General features: G+C 71.7%; 14 protein-coding genes. 2 read left to right on the forward strand and 12 right to left on the reverse strand.

The window, feature by feature from the left end:
• The 5 genes from CPH93_RS07785 to CPH93_RS07805 all read right to left on the reverse strand — a co-directional run bounded on the left by CPH93_RS07785 (nucleotide 1) and on the right by CPH93_RS07805 (nucleotide 6,037).
• Entirely contained in the window at nucleotides 1–480 is a 480-nt protein-coding gene (locus CPH93_RS07785; RefSeq protein ID WP_093485752.1) for a hypothetical protein, read from the reverse strand.
• Nucleotides 481–487: 7 nt separating this feature from the next.
• Nucleotides 488–2,050, reverse strand: coding sequence for a GMC oxidoreductase (locus CPH93_RS07790; protein ID WP_159394980.1), 1,563 nt, complete (start codon nucleotides 2,048–2,050; stop codon nucleotides 488–490).
• 178 nt (nucleotides 2,051–2,228) lie between these two features.
• Nucleotides 2,229–3,212, reverse strand: a complete 984-nt coding sequence (locus CPH93_RS07795) for a ribose-phosphate diphosphokinase (protein WP_093485748.1) — start codon at nucleotides 3,210–3,212, stop codon at nucleotides 2,229–2,231.
• A 232-nt stretch (nucleotides 3,213–3,444) separates the two neighbouring features.
• The gene (locus CPH93_RS07800; protein ID WP_096212392.1) at nucleotides 3,445–4,653 is read right to left on the reverse strand and encodes a PP2C family protein-serine/threonine phosphatase; all 1,209 of its coding nucleotides are present in this window, start codon (nucleotides 4,651–4,653) and stop codon (nucleotides 3,445–3,447) included.
• A gap of 130 nt (nucleotides 4,654–4,783) precedes the next feature.
• Nucleotides 4,784–6,037, reverse strand: a complete 1,254-nt coding sequence (locus tag CPH93_RS07805) for an MFS transporter (protein ID WP_231977226.1) — start codon at nucleotides 6,035–6,037, stop codon at nucleotides 4,784–4,786.
• A 555-nt stretch (nucleotides 6,038–6,592) separates the two neighbouring features.
• Here CPH93_RS07805 and CPH93_RS07810 point away from each other — a divergent pair.
• Nucleotides 6,593–7,036, forward strand: a complete 444-nt coding sequence (locus tag CPH93_RS07810; protein WP_096212394.1) for a DUF7674 family protein — start codon at nucleotides 6,593–6,595, stop codon at nucleotides 7,034–7,036.
• 129 nt (nucleotides 7,037–7,165) lie between these two features.
• Nucleotides 7,166–7,792 (forward strand): class I SAM-dependent methyltransferase, encoded by a 627-nt coding sequence (locus CPH93_RS07815; RefSeq protein WP_093485718.1) that lies wholly within the window; start codon nucleotides 7,166–7,168, stop codon nucleotides 7,790–7,792.
• A gap of 103 nt (nucleotides 7,793–7,895) precedes the next feature.
• Here CPH93_RS07815 and CPH93_RS35335 read toward each other — a convergent pair whose 3' ends face one another.
• The 7 genes from CPH93_RS35335 to CPH93_RS07845 all read right to left on the reverse strand — a co-directional run bounded on the left by CPH93_RS35335 (nucleotide 7,896) and on the right by CPH93_RS07845 (nucleotide 14,371).
• On the reverse strand, nucleotides 7,896–8,096 hold the full coding sequence (locus tag CPH93_RS35335; RefSeq protein WP_100315537.1) for a hypothetical protein: 201 nt from the start codon (nucleotides 8,094–8,096) through the stop codon (nucleotides 7,896–7,898).
• Complete coding sequence (locus CPH93_RS07820; RefSeq protein WP_231977227.1) at nucleotides 8,074–9,975, reverse strand: carbamoyltransferase family protein; 1,902 nt, start codon at nucleotides 9,973–9,975, stop codon at nucleotides 8,074–8,076. Before CPH93_RS07820 ends, CPH93_RS35335 begins: the two co-directional genes overlap by 23 nt.
• Nucleotide 9,976: 1 nt before the next feature.
• The gene (locus CPH93_RS07825; protein ID WP_093485716.1) at nucleotides 9,977–10,162 is read right to left on the reverse strand and encodes a hypothetical protein; all 186 of its coding nucleotides are present in this window, start codon (nucleotides 10,160–10,162) and stop codon (nucleotides 9,977–9,979) included.
• Between the two features lie 11 nt (nucleotides 10,163–10,173).
• On the reverse strand, nucleotides 10,174–11,091 hold the full coding sequence (locus CPH93_RS07830; protein WP_231977228.1) for an SGNH/GDSL hydrolase family protein: 918 nt from the start codon (nucleotides 11,089–11,091) through the stop codon (nucleotides 10,174–10,176).
• A 108-nt stretch (nucleotides 11,092–11,199) separates the two neighbouring features.
• The gene (locus CPH93_RS07835; RefSeq protein ID WP_096212395.1) at nucleotides 11,200–12,135 is read right to left on the reverse strand and encodes an NAD(P)/FAD-dependent oxidoreductase; all 936 of its coding nucleotides are present in this window, start codon (nucleotides 12,133–12,135) and stop codon (nucleotides 11,200–11,202) included.
• 3 nt (nucleotides 12,136–12,138) lie between these two features.
• Nucleotides 12,139–13,476, reverse strand: a complete 1,338-nt coding sequence (locus CPH93_RS07840; RefSeq protein ID WP_093485712.1) for an MFS transporter — start codon at nucleotides 13,474–13,476, stop codon at nucleotides 12,139–12,141.
• Nucleotides 13,469–14,371 carry a phytanoyl-CoA dioxygenase family protein gene (locus tag CPH93_RS07845; protein ID WP_096212396.1) on the reverse strand — a complete coding sequence of 301 codons (903 nt, stop codon included), beginning with the start codon at nucleotides 14,369–14,371 and terminating at the stop codon, nucleotides 13,469–13,471. The genes CPH93_RS07840 and CPH93_RS07845 overlap by 8 nt, the downstream gene beginning before the upstream one ends.
• Between the last annotated feature and the right edge of the window lie 126 nt (nucleotides 14,372–14,497).

Raw genomic sequence — 14,497 nt, forward strand, 5'->3', positions numbered from 1 at the left:
TCATGCGCTCCACTCGTGCTGCGGAGCTCGGGCCCAGCTGCCGAAACCCGGTGCCTGGGCGCCTCTGGGCGGCGCTCCCGCCGTACGCCAGATGAGGCTGCGGGCGTAGGAGTCCGGGGCCGGGACGAAGGTCGCGTCGGCGCTGCGCCGATCGCTGCCGTACTGCTCGTGCCAGGCGTCCGGCAGCGCCTGCCAGATGCCGACGTACCAGAGCCGGACGAGATTGCGGGCCAGCGGCCCGTGCTCGGGATCGCCCATCACCTGGCGGTCGAGCTCTGCATGGAGCAGCTCGGGGTCCGCCTCGGCGGTCTGTTCCGCGGTGCCGAACCGGCCGAGCAGCCGGCCGACGGCTTCGCCGCCGGCCCGGTCCACCATGACCCAGTGGTAGGCCTCGGCGAGGCCGGTGCCGGTCAGGTCGCTTTCGGTGAATCCCGTGAGCGCGGAGGACAGGCGCAGAAAGGTGGGGTCCATCGTGTGCATCGGCTGATCACGCCCTCCGGCTGAGGTGACGGGCCAGCCTGCGTGCCATCGCCACCATGGTCAGGGTCGGGTTCCAGGAGCCGCCGGTGGGGAACACGGCGGCGGTGGAGAGGTAGACGTTGTCCACTGCGTGCAGACGGCCGGTGAGGTCGGTGACCGACTCCGCGGGGTCGTGGCCCATCCACAGCGTTCCGCACTCATGCATCAGGAACGTCTGGCGGTGCTGGACCGGCCCCTTCGGGGTCCAGCGCCGTTCGCTCGGCGACCAGAACTCCACCGGGGCGCCCTGCGCGAGCGTGCCGACCAGTTCCGTCATGGCGTCGTCCATGGCGTCCCACATCCGGACGTCCTCGGCATCCAGATGGGTGGTGACCACGGTCTCGCCGGCGTCGTCGAGCCGGACCCGGCCCGGCGCCTGCGGACCGCGCTCGCCGGCGACCTCACCGATGCCGTGCATGAACAGCACCACATGCTCGTCGTCACAGAGCTGCTGCAGCGCGTCGGCACGGAAGATGTCCGGCACCAGCCGGTAGATGTCCTCGACGTCCCGCGCGCTGTCGGACGTGGCGCTGGCGTTGATGTCGACGTGGAACTGCCGCGTCTTGGTGCCACCGTCGAGGTAGAAGGCCGCGGCCTGGTAGCTGCTCGGCAGCGCGGGGAATGCCGCCCGCGGCACCCGGCAGGTGAACCACGTCCCCACATGTCCGTTGAGGTTGCGTCCGGCCAGCGGGATGCGGGAGCCGGGGAACGACGAGAGGACCACCTTGGTCGTCTCGACGGTGCCGTGGGCCAGCACCACCGCGGCGTCTTCGAGGCCGTGCAGGGTGCCCTGGGTGGTCTCGGCCGCCGTGGCCCGCCCGTTCTCCTCGTACAGCCGCAGCACCTCGCACTCGGTCACCACCGTGAGCCGCTCGGGATACCGCCGCAGCAGATCGAGCAGCATCGGCACCGGGCTGAACCGCCGATAACCGGCCGAGGAGGCGCCCGGGCCGGCGGCCAGCGACGCGTCCAGGCCCTGCGGGGCGTCCGGGACGCTCAGGTCCGCAATGGTGCCGATGCCCTGGAAGAGCCGCTCGCCGGCCTGCCGGTACAAGCAGGTGGCTTCGCTCCCGCAGAACGCCCCGGAGCGCACACCGAGCAGCTCGCGGGCCGCCTCCCACTCCTCCTCCAGACCGGCGACGACCTCGTCCGGCCAGTCCCGCAGGTGCTCCGGGCGCGGCTGCGGCGTCCAGGTGCTCCAGAACAGCGCCCGGCCCCCGACGTAGGGGACCTGCGGGGCCAGCGACAGATCGCCGTCCACCCGCCACGGCGATGCCTGCGCACGGTTGATGAGGGAGTGGTAGGTGGACGGCAGATTCTGCACATGGTCGGGCAGCAGGAAGGGCCCCTGCTCCAGCACGAGAACCCGCGCCTCGGGGTTGCGGGCGAGCAGTTCGGACGCCATGACCGTGCCCACCAGACCGCCGCCGACGACGAGGTGGTCGAAGGAGCCGTGGACGACATCCGCAAGCGTCGAGAAGCAGTAGCTCTCCAGCCGTGGAGAGCCCGGTGAATCGGGCCGTGCTGACATCAAGAGGTGCTCCATGAAAGTGAGAAGGAGTTCCCGTGCGGGCATGACGGGATTTCCGGCCGGCGACCGGAGAGGAGAAGTCCTGGGGTGTCGTGGGCAGTGCGCGGTGGCGCCGCGGACACGCGAGGGGCCCGGTGGCCCGGGTTACGAAGACACCGGATCCGGCTGCGGCTCCGGCTCAGCTGCCGTCGTCGAAGAGGCCGGTCACGGACGTGTCGTCGGCCACCGCCTGGATGGCCTGCGCCAGCAGGGGCGCGATGGAGAGCACCGTGAGGGCGTCGAAGTACTTCCCGTCCGGGATGGGCATCGTGTCGGTGAGCACCACTTCGCGTGCACCGCAGCCGGCCAGGCGTTCCGCGGCCGGGCCCGACAGCACCCCGTGCGTCGCGGCGACCACCACGTCCCGCGCACCCGCGTCGAGGAGCCGGCGCACCGCCTCGGCGATGGTGCCGCCGGTGTCGATCATGTCGTCGATCACCACGCACAGCTGCCCGCGCACGTCACCGACGACCCGGTTGGCGACCACCTCGTTGGGCCGGAGCGGGTCCCTGGTCTTGTGGACGAAGGCCAGCGGGGTGCCGCCCAGGGCCTGCGCCCATTTCTCCGCCAGCTTGGTGCGCCCGGAGTCCGGGGAGACCACGGTGAGCCGCTCGGCGCCGTACTTCTGCCGCACATGCCCGGCCAGCAGCGGCAACGCCCACAGGTGGTCGACCGGTCCGTCGAAGAAGCCCTGGATCTGTGCCGCGTGGAGATCGACGGTCATGATGCGGTCGGCGCCGGCGGTCTTGAACAGATCGGCGACCAGCCGGGCGGAGACGGGTTCGCGCCCGCGGTGCTTCTTGTCCTGCCGGGCGTACGGATAGCAGGGCGCGACCACGGTGATGCGCCGGGCACTGGCCCGCTTCAGCGCATCGACCGTGATCAGCTGTTCCATCAGCCAGTCGTTGACCGCTCCGCAGTGGCTCTGCAGCACGAACGCATCGCAGCCGCGCACCGACTCATCGACACGTACATAAATCTCCCCGCTGGCGAAGTCGTACGACGACTGCGGCGCCACGGCAACATCCAGATGCTTCGCCACATCGTCCGCCAGTCGCGGATGCGCTCGTCCGCTCAGCAGAACCAGCCTCTTCGCAGCCGCCCCCGGCACCGCGCCCGTCATCCCCGTCACCTCTCTGTCCCGCGGCACGCCTGCCGGCACGCCGTGAGCCAGAGCCTCACATGCCCATATGCCCTGGGCACCATGGTCAGTTGTCCCGAATCGCCGCCCCGCCGCCTAGGCCGCCCGGGCGGGCGCGGGGACCTGCGCCCGGGCCGGTTCGGGCCTCTCGCGCCCGGCCGGTCCGGGCTCTCGAAGCCGCCCCCTCCGCCTCCCCGGCTACGACTCACCAACGTCATCCGGACTCATCGGCGTCATGCGGCCCCAGGGCGAGGAGGGCGACATCGTCGTGGAAGACCCGGGTGTGGCGTGGCAGGTCGGTATTGAGGAAGTCGATGACGTCGACGGGGCCGGGTGCGGGCCGGCCGGCGAAGCGGTGGCGCAGGCGGTCGAGGAGCGGGTAGAAGGCCCCGGACTGGTCGCGGGCCTCGATCAGGCCGTCGGTGCACAGGAGCAGGACGTCGCCGAGGGTGAAGGGGTGGCTGTAGGAGACGGGGTCCTCGTCGTTGAGGCTGCCCAGGCCGAGCGGGAGGGCGGGCGGTCCGGAGAGGGCCGTCACCTCGCCGCGAGAGATCAGCACCGGCTCGATGTGCCCGTGGTTGACGATGGTCACCCGCTGGGCGACGGCGTCGTACTCGACCAGGGCGGCGGTGACGAACAGTTCGTCGTCGGGGCGCTCTTCGGCCTCACGGGCCAGGCACCGCTCCATCCGGGCGGCGACCGCCGGCAGGTCCAGCTGGTCGTAGGCGGCCTCGCGGAAGCTGCCGAGGAGGTCGGCGACCGTACGGACGGCCTGGAGACCCTTGCCGCGGACATCGCCGATGAGGGCGCGCTCCCCGGCCGGGGTGGCACGGATGTCGAAGAGGTCGCCGCCGACCATCGTGCCGACCTCCCCGGGCCGGTAGAGACCGGCCGCGAGCACCTGCCCGACCCGGTGCGGCACCGGCCGCAGCAGGGTACGCATCAGGGCCTCGGCCACCGAATGGGCGCGGACCAGCTGTTGCTCCTGTCGCCGGCCGTGGGCAGCGAGCGCCACCCCGAGGATGCCGACCAGGCCGGTGGCGATATAGGCGGCGACATGGTGGTTCTCCCACAACTGATGGACGTTGTGGCCCGTGCAGCACGGGGTGCCGGCCAGCACGCCCTCCAGCACCATCGCGAAGACCGTGATCGCCGCGACCGCCACCGGACCGAGGGTGTACGCGGCGGTCACCGGCAGCGCGATGAGCAGGAAGCTCACCGCCCATGGCGTGGGGGTCACGGTTTCCAGCAGCAGCACCCACACGACATAGGCCAGCGGCAGCCAGCGCATCCACGCGGGCGGACGCGGCACCTCGAAGCCGCTGTGGTCGACGATCGCCGTGAGCTGTCCGCCCGTACGGCCCCGGTCCGGCCGGCGATCACGACCGATCCGCTCGAAGATCCACTGACCCGACCTGTCCACACGGGCTCCCGACACGACCGTGATGAAGAATCACAGCCTGTCGCGCCCGGACGGCCCCACCCGCCCATTACGCCGCCTGACGGCATGTCACATACCGTCAGGCGGCGGCGAGCAATGGGAGAGCCGGGGCTCAGCCGTCTCCGGCCCCTGGCCCGGCCTGCATCCCGGCCGGGCCCGCCCGGTCCACCGGATCCGCCTGATCCGCCCCGTCCACCTGATCCGTACGATCCGGCTCGGGCTTGACGAAGGCCAAGACGGCGGCGAGGCCGACGGCGGTGGCCATCACCCCTGCGGTCACCCGGGAATCACCATGGAACAGGCTGCCCGCGACGCCGGTGAACAGCGTCACCAGCAGCGCCCGCCCGCTCATGTTCAGCGAGGACGCGGCGCCCTGGAGTTCCGGGTAGACGCCCATGGAGCGCCCGAAGATGACCGGATAGACCGCGGCGAAGCCCACACAGAAGACGGCCACCGCCCCGGTGGTCGACCACGCCCCCTGACCGAACATCAAGAACAGCACGACACCGAGGACCGTGGCGGCGACGCTGCACACCACCGTGCGCTCCGGACCGCCCAGCGCCTCGACGAGCCGGGAGGCAGCCAAGCTGGTCACGGCGAACGAGGCCACGATGATCAGGAGATGCCCGGCGAAGTGGACCGTGGACAGCCCGAAGGTGCCGGTGTAGAGGAACGCGCTGGACGCGATGAACACCATGTAGGCCGCGAACAGCAGACTGGGTACGAGCGAGGCCGCCAGGAACCCCTTGCTGGACAGCAGCTTGCGGTAGCCGGCGGCGACCTGCCGCACGCCGATCCCGCTCGACTCGCCCCGGGTCTCCGGCAGGAAGAGCGCCATCAGCAGCAGCGAGACCAGGGTGATGCCGACGACCGTCGCATAGTTTCCGCGCCAGCCGAGCGTGCGGTTGACGAGGCCACCGAGCGCCGGCGCCGCCGTCATGAACACCGACATCGCGGCGTTGGTGACCCCGTACCACTTCATCAGCCGGGCGCCCTGGTAGACGTCACCGAGGATGACGAAGACCAGGACCACGGACGTACTCGCCCCGACCCCCTGGACGAGCCGGGAGGCGAGCAGGAAGCCGATGCCGGGCGCCACGGCGCAGCCCAGCGCACCGGCCAGCATGACCGAGTTGCCGGCCAGCATGACCGTGCGCCGGCCGTACCGGTCCGACAACGGGCCGTAGGCCAGAGCGCCCAGGCAGTAGCCGAAGAAGTTGAACGTGATCGTCAGCTGCACCGAGGAATCGGCCGCCGCAAGGTCGTGTGCGATGTCCGGGAAACTTGGCACGGACATATCGAGTTCCATCAAGGTGCCGAGGAGCGTCAGCACCAGCAGGGCAGGCAAAAATCTGTGTGTGGTCATGGCCTCATGAGGGACGAACCCAATGGGAAGGAAATACGGACACGTTGACCGGAGCCGTGCCGAAACCGGCAGGGCTCAGTACTGAGGCGCGACCTGTCTTCGCACCAGAGGCCACCAGGCACCACAGGCGTTGAGGGGCCTACGACTCGCCCTCTCCCCACCCACAGCACGAAACGCCGAGTGCAACGGGTCCCCTTCTGCATGTCGAGTCTGTCGTGGCGCGAGGGTAACCGGCGGGCGCCGGACGCCGCGCTGGATTTTTGAGCAGCAGCGACCGGGGGCGGCAGGGTCGACAGTGCGGGCAAGTCCTTCGAACCGGTCGGCGGCTTCCCTCCGGCATGCATCAGTTGATCCGCAAGCGGCCGGCTCGCCACCGATTGATGGGCTGTCGCCGTCGTGCCGAAGGGCAGAAAGCCATAGGGGCAACGCCGCGAGGAGTGCCATTGTCTACCTGAACAAATGACTCACTCGGAATCCTGAGGCGGCGGCATCGGACCGCCTTGTGACGGGCAACGTGATGCGCGATCTTGATAACTCACTGGAAGGTAAGCCCTGATGCCAACACCTCCCTGGTGGGGCGAACTGCTCGGCGCGAGCCAGGTGCTCGCCGACAGGGACCGCGCCGAAGTCGACGACTGGCGGGACGAACCGGAGACCGACGACCCGGGGGTGCCCACGGAGCCGGACGAGGACGACGTCCCTCCACTGACGGTACGTCTGGGGATGCTCTCCCATGCGTTCACCGACAACGCGCCCATGATGTCTTCGGAGGAACGCCGGAGAATCCTCGGGGTTCTGGAGCACGTCATGGCCGCCGGGAGCCACGAGGACAGCACCGCTGTGGGCACCGGGTTCCTCGAAGGGATGCTGGCGGCTTGGGACCGCGGTTTCGACCTGCACGCGGTCTGGGACGAACTCGGCCCGGAATCCCAGTCCTTCTGCCGGTCGCTCAACGAGTTCTGGGGTATTGAGTCGCCCGACTGGATGTGCGCGGTGTGACAGCCCGCGCGCAGTGGACTGACCATCATCGACGGAGCAGCGGTAATGCCCCCGACGATGCAGACACGCGGCACCGTTGGGCGCCATGTCCGCGGACCGTCACCGGGCCGCGCCGTCTAAGATCGACCAGTGACGCAAAGCGCAACTCTCGCCGGCGCCTTCGATGAACTGGCCGACAGCTACGACCACCCGCACCACGAGGAGATCGCGCGGATCCTGATCGCGTGGGTGGCGCCTGGTGTGGGCGACGCGGTTGCCGACGTGGCGTGTGGAGCGGGGGCCGTCGCGCGGCAACTCGCGCAGCGTCGGCCCGATACCGCACGGCCTGTCCTGGCCGTCGATCTGTCTCCCGGGATGGTCGCGGTGGGCAGGGCCCGCGCCGCGGGTCTGGAACGTGCGGCGGCGATCGACTGGCGGGTTGCCGATGCCGTGCCGCTGCCGGTGGCCGATCACTCCCTCGACGTCGTGCTCTGCGCGTCCTCGCTGCACTTCCTGGGGGGCCGGGCGCTGGCCGACTGGCGGCGTGCCCTGCGTCCGGGTGGCCGGGTGGGTTTCACGTTGCCGCTGGCCACGCACTTCCGGCCGTCGGAACGCTTCTCGGGTCTCCTCGCCCGTGATGTGCCGCTGCCCCACACCGCGCAGGAGGCGAGCCGCTGGGTGACGGCATGCGGATTCACCGAGGCGGAGTCGCGCGTGCATGTCCTCGGTACGCGCCGCGTGGTGGTGACGTCGGCGACGAGCCCGGACGGCCGGTAGGCGAGCGAGCTCACGCGCGCAGCGCGCCACGAGGTGCGCCCCATGCACGAAGGTCCCTCCTGTCTTTCGCCGGCGGAGTCCTGGGCGTGCCGCCGACGCCCGCTCAGGGAGCCCGGCGGGAGGTCGCGAAGGGGTGGCGGGGGCGGTCCGGGCGGGCCAGGTAGCTCGTCCGGGAGCGGTCCCAGGAACGCCGCAGAGGGTCCCGTACCGCCCGTGCGCACAGCCCAGCGGGGGTGACCAGCGCGAAGTACAGCGCGGCCAGGGCCAGGTGTCGCAGCCGTTCAGTCCATCGGGATGGCGGCACGCCAGTCGCCCTCCTCCCGCCACTCGGGCTGGTCCCGCTTGTCCAGCAGGAAGTCGCCGAGGACCAGTAGATCGATCCGGGTGCGCATGAAGCAGGCGTACGCCTCCTCGGCGTCGTGCACGATCGGCTCCCCGCGCACGTTGAACGAGGTGTTCACCAATACGGGGCAGCCCGTGCGGTCCCGGAAAGCGGTGAGCAGCGCGTGGAAGCGCGGGTGGCGCTCGGCCGACACGGTCTGCACCCGGGCCGAGCCGTCGACATGGGTGACCGCCGGGATCGTCGAGCGCGGTACCCGCAGCAGGTCCAGGCCCGTCGCCCCGTCCGCCGCGGCCCCGCACTCCCGCCGCTGTGCCGCGGCGACCTGCGCGGTCAGCAGCATGTACGGGCTCTCCTGCGGCAGGTAGAACCAGTCCTTGGCGTCCTCGGCGAGCACCGCGGGCGCGAACGGGCGGAAGGATTCCCGGAACTTGGTCTTGAGGTTGAGGGTGGACTGCATGGCGGGATCGCGCGGATCGGCGAGGATGGAGCGATTGCCCAGCGCCCGTGGTCCGAACTCCATGCGTCCCTGGAACCAGCCCACCACCTTTCCGTCCGCGAGCTCCGCGGAGACACGGTCCACCAACTCCCGCTCCGGCAGTCGCGCGGCGGGATATCCGGCCCGGGTCAGGAACTCCTCGGTCTCCCGGTCGGAGCAGCCAGGGCCGAGCAGCGCGCCCGCCATGGCATCCGTGCCGCGCCCCACATGGGGGCGGGGTGCTCCCCGGCGGTGCGACTCGGCCAGCGCCGCGCCGAGCGCGCCGCCCGCGTCCCCGGCCGCCGGCTGGACCCACAGCTCGTCGCAGACCCCGTCGGCCAGGAGCCGGCCGTTGGCCACGCAGTTGAGCGCCACACCGCCGGCCAGGCACAGCCGTCGCTCCCCGGTGCGTTCCAGCGCCGTCCGGGCCAGCCGCAGCATCACCTCCTCGGTCACCTGCTGGACGGAGGCCGCCAGGTCGAACTCCCGCTCGGTGAGCGGGCCTTCCGGTGTCCGGCGCGGCCCGTCGAACAGCTCCTCGAAGGACCGGCCGACCATGGTCTGCCCGTACTGGAAGGTGAAGTGACGCAGGTCCAGACGGAACGAGCCGTCCGGCTTGACGTCGATCAGCCGCTCCCGGATGAGCGGCGCGTAGCGCGGTGTCCCGTAGGGCGCCAGGCCCATCAGCTTGTACTCGCCCGAGTCGACCTTGAAGCCGCAGAAGTACGTGAATGCCGAGTACAGCATGCCCAGGGAGTGCGGAAAACGCAGTTCGGCGAGGGGGACCAGCTCGGTGCCGCGGCCGTGCCACAGCGTCGTCGTGGCCCACTCCCCCACGCCGTCGACGCACAGCACCGCGGCCGACGGGTACGGGCTCGGGAAGAACGCCGACGCGGCGTGCGAGGCGTGGTGCCGGTGTGCCACCACCGGCGGCAGCTGCTGTCCGGGGGCCAGGGCGCGCAGCTGAGCCCGTACGTCGTCCAGCGCCCGCCGCTTCCAGCCGGCCCACTGCGGGAACGCCCGGCGGAACACGGGAAGACCGTGCGGGGCGGTGGCCAGCCAGGTCGCCAGCACCCGGCGGAACTTCAGTGCCGGGTCCTCGTAGAACGCCACGGCCGCCAGCTCGTCGAGGCGCAGCCCGGCCTCGCGCAGGCAGCAGGCGACGGCATGCGCGGGGAAGCCGGGGTCGTGGCGGCGCCGGGTGAACCGCTCCTCCTGCGCCGCCGCGAGCGGGGTGCCGCCGGCCACGACGGCTGCCGCGCTGTCGTGGTAGTAGGCGGAGATGCCCAGGACCGGGCCGTCCGGGCCGTCCGGGCCGCCGGGGCCCGAGCGGCCGGCGCGTGCACCGCCCCTGCCGGTCGCCATCTCAGAACAGGGGGTAGACGGAGGCGTCGTCCTCGGGCTGCGGCCGCAGCCGGGACGGCGGCGCGGGCCGGTCGGCGGGCCGGTCCGGCGGGGTGTCGGGGACAGGTCCCGGGCGGCCCCGGTGCCGCAGCCAGGAGGCGAGGCGGCGGAGTGCCGACGCGGGCGCCGCGCTGCTGTCGTCGGGCACGGAGGGGCTCCTCACGCCAGGTCCAGGCGGTCCGCCAGCTGCCGGGCCACCAGGTCGTAGCCCAGATCGGTGCAGTGCACCCGGTCGATGAACAGCCAGTCCTTGGGCCCGGCGGCCTCGGCCAGCGCCACGTTCAGGTCCAGGAACGGCACGTCGAGCCGGGCGCATCCGGCGGCCAGCCGGTCCGCGTAGGTGCGGCCCACCGCCATGGTCGAGATGTCGTTGTGGAACCGGCGGAAGTTGGACACCTCGTCCAGCTCCTCGAAGAGCAGCTGCTCGCGGGGCAGCGGTTCCTCGCGCCCCCAGGGGGCGAGCGGCTGGAGCGCGAAGGTGAGGCGGGCGCCCAGGGCGTTCGCGAGCCGCTTCCATCCGCCCAGGTGGCGGATCGTCAACTCGGTGGCGTGCGCGACCCGCTGGTCCGGCGGCGGTACGACGTCGGGGGCGGGCCCGCAGTCGAAGAAGGCGCCGTGCCGGCCCTGCTTCTCCTCGGGCAGCCGGCTGAGCACCAGGTTGTTGACACCGGAGAGCAGCACGATGTCCTCGACCGGCGGGAGTTCGTGCTGGAACAGGGTGAACAGCAGTAGTTCCTGGGCCGAGTTGTGGCTCTGGCCGGCGATGTTCAGCCAGGGCAGCCGGGGCGCGTGTGCGTTCCACAGGCGCGCGGTGATCGTGGCCGCGTCACCGGTGGCGCCCACGCCGAAGACCGCGGAACTGCCGGCGAGCACCCGCACCGGGCCGTCGGGGCGGTCGTCGCCGACCGTCGCCCGGAGGCCGCCGGGGCCCGGGGTGACCCGGAAGCCGTGCCGGTCGGTGGTGTAGACGGGGGTCTTCTCATTGCCGTACTGGAAGTACCCCAGATAGGGCTGGTCCTCCAGGACGAAGGTGTAGTGCTCCATGTGCGGAGTGAATTCGGCGCGGGGTGACGTCATCGCGAAGGGGCTCCCGTCGGTGCGCGGTGCGTGGCTGTCGTGCCTTCCGTGGTGAGACCCGCCGCCCTGCCGCCGTGGGGCAGGGCGGGTGCGGGTGGCGGCCTGCGCTCAGGGGGCCGGGGTCGGTGGCGGCGGCTCGGGCAGGGAGCCGGGGCGGTCCTCGCGGATCAGGTCGGCGTTGATGGCCATGCCCGCCAGCCCGCCGCTGGCAGCGGCCATCGCGGCCTGCTGCATGTTCCGGCCGAGGTCGCCGGCCACGTACAGCCGGGGCAGGCTGGTGCGGCCGCGCTCGTCGGTCTGTACGGACTCCAGGTCCGGGGCCTGCAGCCAGGGGCGCAGCGGGGCCACCCGGGGCTCGATGTCCAGGTGGAGGAAGAGCGCCCCGTAGCTCGCGGACCGGCCGTCCTCGAAGAGGACCTCGATGCCCTCGGGATGCGGCTTCACCTCGCTGACCCCGTCGGAGACGACGGGCACGCCGGCCGCGGTGAGCCGGTCCCGCTCGTCCTGGGGCAGTTCGCGCCGGTCGGTGAGGTAGGTGATGGTGTCGGACCACACCGTCAGGGTCGCGGCCAGGCACTCGCTGGGCACGCTCCCTCCGTACACGGCGAAGCTGCGTTCGCGCACCTCCCAGGCGTGGCAGTACGGACACTCCAGGACGGTCGTGCCCCACAGGTCCGCCAGGCCCGGGACCGGTGGCAGCACCGAGCGCACACCGGCCGCGTACAGCAGGGTGCGGGCGCGGAAGGTGCCGGACTCCTTGGTGGTGACCACCACCTGGTCGCCGTCGTGCTCGGCCGACACCACCTCGTCGTCGCGGAACGTCACGTCGTAGGCGGCGAGTTGGGCGCGGGAGCGGGACCGGAAGTCCGCGATCGTCGCCCCGTCGTTGGTGAGGACGTTGTGCATGACGCCCGCTGCCATGTTGCGGGCGTCGCCCGAGTCGATCAGCAGCACGCGGCGACGTGAACGGCCCAGGTAGAGCGCTCCGTTGAGGCCGGCCGGGCCGCCTCCGACGATCACCGTGTCGTAGAGCTGCGTGTCCAATGGTCACCCCTTGTCGAGAAGGTCACTGTGCGGAGGCGGATCGGCGGGCGGCGCACCGGAGGACAGTGGTGGTGCGGAGGGTGCCGGGGGTGCGTCGCCGGGCGCGGAGTGGTCCTCGCGCAGGGGCGCGAGCAGCACCAGCGCGCCCACGGCCAGGACGGTCCCGCACACCACGAACACCGCGGGCACGGACAGGGCTTCGGCGAGCAGTCCGCCGAGTGTCGCGCCGACCGGCATGGTGCCCCACGCACACAGCCGGGACACGCTCATCACCCGGCCCTGGAGATCCTCCGGCGTGAGCCGCTGGCGCAGCGACATCACCGGGATGTTCCAGCCCATCATGAAGACGCCGTTGGCGGCGAGCGCCAGCGCGGCCAGGACCGGATGGCGGCCCAGGCCCAGCGCGGCGTACGCGGCCCCGGACGCCACCAGGGACCAGCGGGCCAGCCGTACGGTGGGCAGCCGGTCGGCGGCCCGGGGCGCCAGCCAGCTGCCGGCGACGGCGCCCAGCGACCCGACGGCGAGCAGCAGTCCGTACCCGGCCTCGCTCAGCCCCAGAGTGCGCTCGCTCAGCAGCACCAGCATCGAGAAGGTCGCCGAGAACACCAGGCCGTACAGGGCGCTCGCAGCCAGCGTGCGCCGCAGGGTGCGATGGCCGAGGACGAAGCCGAGCCCCTCGCGGATGTCGCGCAGCACGCCGCTGCGCGCCCCGCCCGGTGCCGCCTCGCGGCTGGTGCGGGCGAGCGGGGCGAGGCCGAACAGCAGCAGCGCGGCCAGCGCGTACAGCACTCCGCCGGTGGCCAGCGCCGCGGCGGCGGTCAGGCCCACCAGCAGACCCGCCACGGGCGGTCCGGCCGTTTCGTTGAGCACGATCTGCGCTGCCATCAGCCGCCCGTTGGCGCGCTCCAGGTGCCGCTCGTCGACCAGGCGCGGCAGCATCGCGGGCGCCGCGGTGTCGGCGAGGGTCTCGGCGATGCCCAGCAGGAACGCCAGCGCGTACAGCAGGGCCAGCGGGCGGTTGCCGGCGAGGGCCAGGGCCGCGCCGAGCAGCGCCGCCGCGCGGACCAGGTTGCTGCCCAGCACGATCCGGCGCCGGTCCACCCGGTCCACGAGGACGCCCGCGGGGAGCGCGAACAGCAGCCAGGGCAGCATGTTGACGGTGGTCAGCCCGGCGACCGCCGCCGGGTCGGGGTGGTGCGCGACCACCAGCAGCGGCAGCAGCGTACGTGTGATGCCGTCGCCCGCGTTGGAGGCGGCCGTCGAGGCCCACAGCCAGCGGAACGGGCGGCCCAGGTCCACCCGGAGGGCCGGGCCGGTCCCGGACGGGGCGGTGCTAGCCAACAATGCTCCCCTCGGACCACGCACGCAGGCCCAGCAACCGCTCGCCCAGTTCGGTCAGCGTCGCCGGCCCGTACAGCTCGGCCTCGTCCTTGCGCACCCCGCCCTGCGGCGGATGCGGCGGGATCCGGTCCCGCCAGAACCGCACCCGGGCCTCCCGGAGTTCGGCGTTCTCCTCCCAGGCGGGCGCCATGGTCAGGTACTGGGCCATGCGCACCCGGGCCTCGGAGACGTTGGGGTGCACCCCGTGCGGCAGCAGACTGTTGAAGATGATCAGGTCGCCGGGCGCGACCTGGGGCGTGGTGATCGGGTAGCCGGTGATGTCCGGAGTGAACGGGTCGCGGTCGGCCGGCTGGCCGCTCACCCACTTCTCCCACTCGGTGAAGATCTCCGGCACGCACTGGAAGCCGCCGATCTCCTCGTCGCCGTGGGTCAGCGAGAGCACCGCCTGGCAGCTCACCTGCAGCGGTTCGGTGGAGGTGTCCACGTCCCAGTGGATGAATCCGTCGAAGGCGCGCGGTCCCCGGTTGGGCGGGTTGACGTTGGCGAAGTCGATGGTGACCCACAGATCGGGGCGGTCCCAGATGTCGGCGAAGGCCCCGTGGACCCGCGGGGTCTGCCGGATATCCCATTGGGCCTGGTGGTTGTACATCTCGACCAGCCCGCTGTGGCCCGGCAGCCGGTCGTTGCCGGTGTGCGGCGAGGCCCAGGTCGAGGGGTCCCCGGGACGCATGTCGAGGAAGGAGTACAGACCCTCGGTGAGGGCGGTGACCGTCTCCGGCGCCACCGCCTGACGGACGATCACATAGCCTTGGATGATCCACTGTTGCCAGTCCGCGGGGGACAGGACGCGCAGCGGTTCCGTCTTGTGGATGTCTCGCAGTGGAATGGCGGCCACGGGCACTCTCCAGGGACACGACGCCTGCACATGATCGGGTGGGACGGGCCGGCCTCGACATCGTCATTCCGGCCATTTTTCGCCCGGCCGGAGATATCGGGGGAAACGGGTACGGGGCGCTGGGCG

The organism is Streptomyces sp. 2323.1 (genome assembly GCF_900221035.1).
Lineage (GTDB): Bacteria > Actinomycetota > Actinomycetes > Streptomycetales > Streptomycetaceae > Streptomyces > Streptomyces sioyaensis.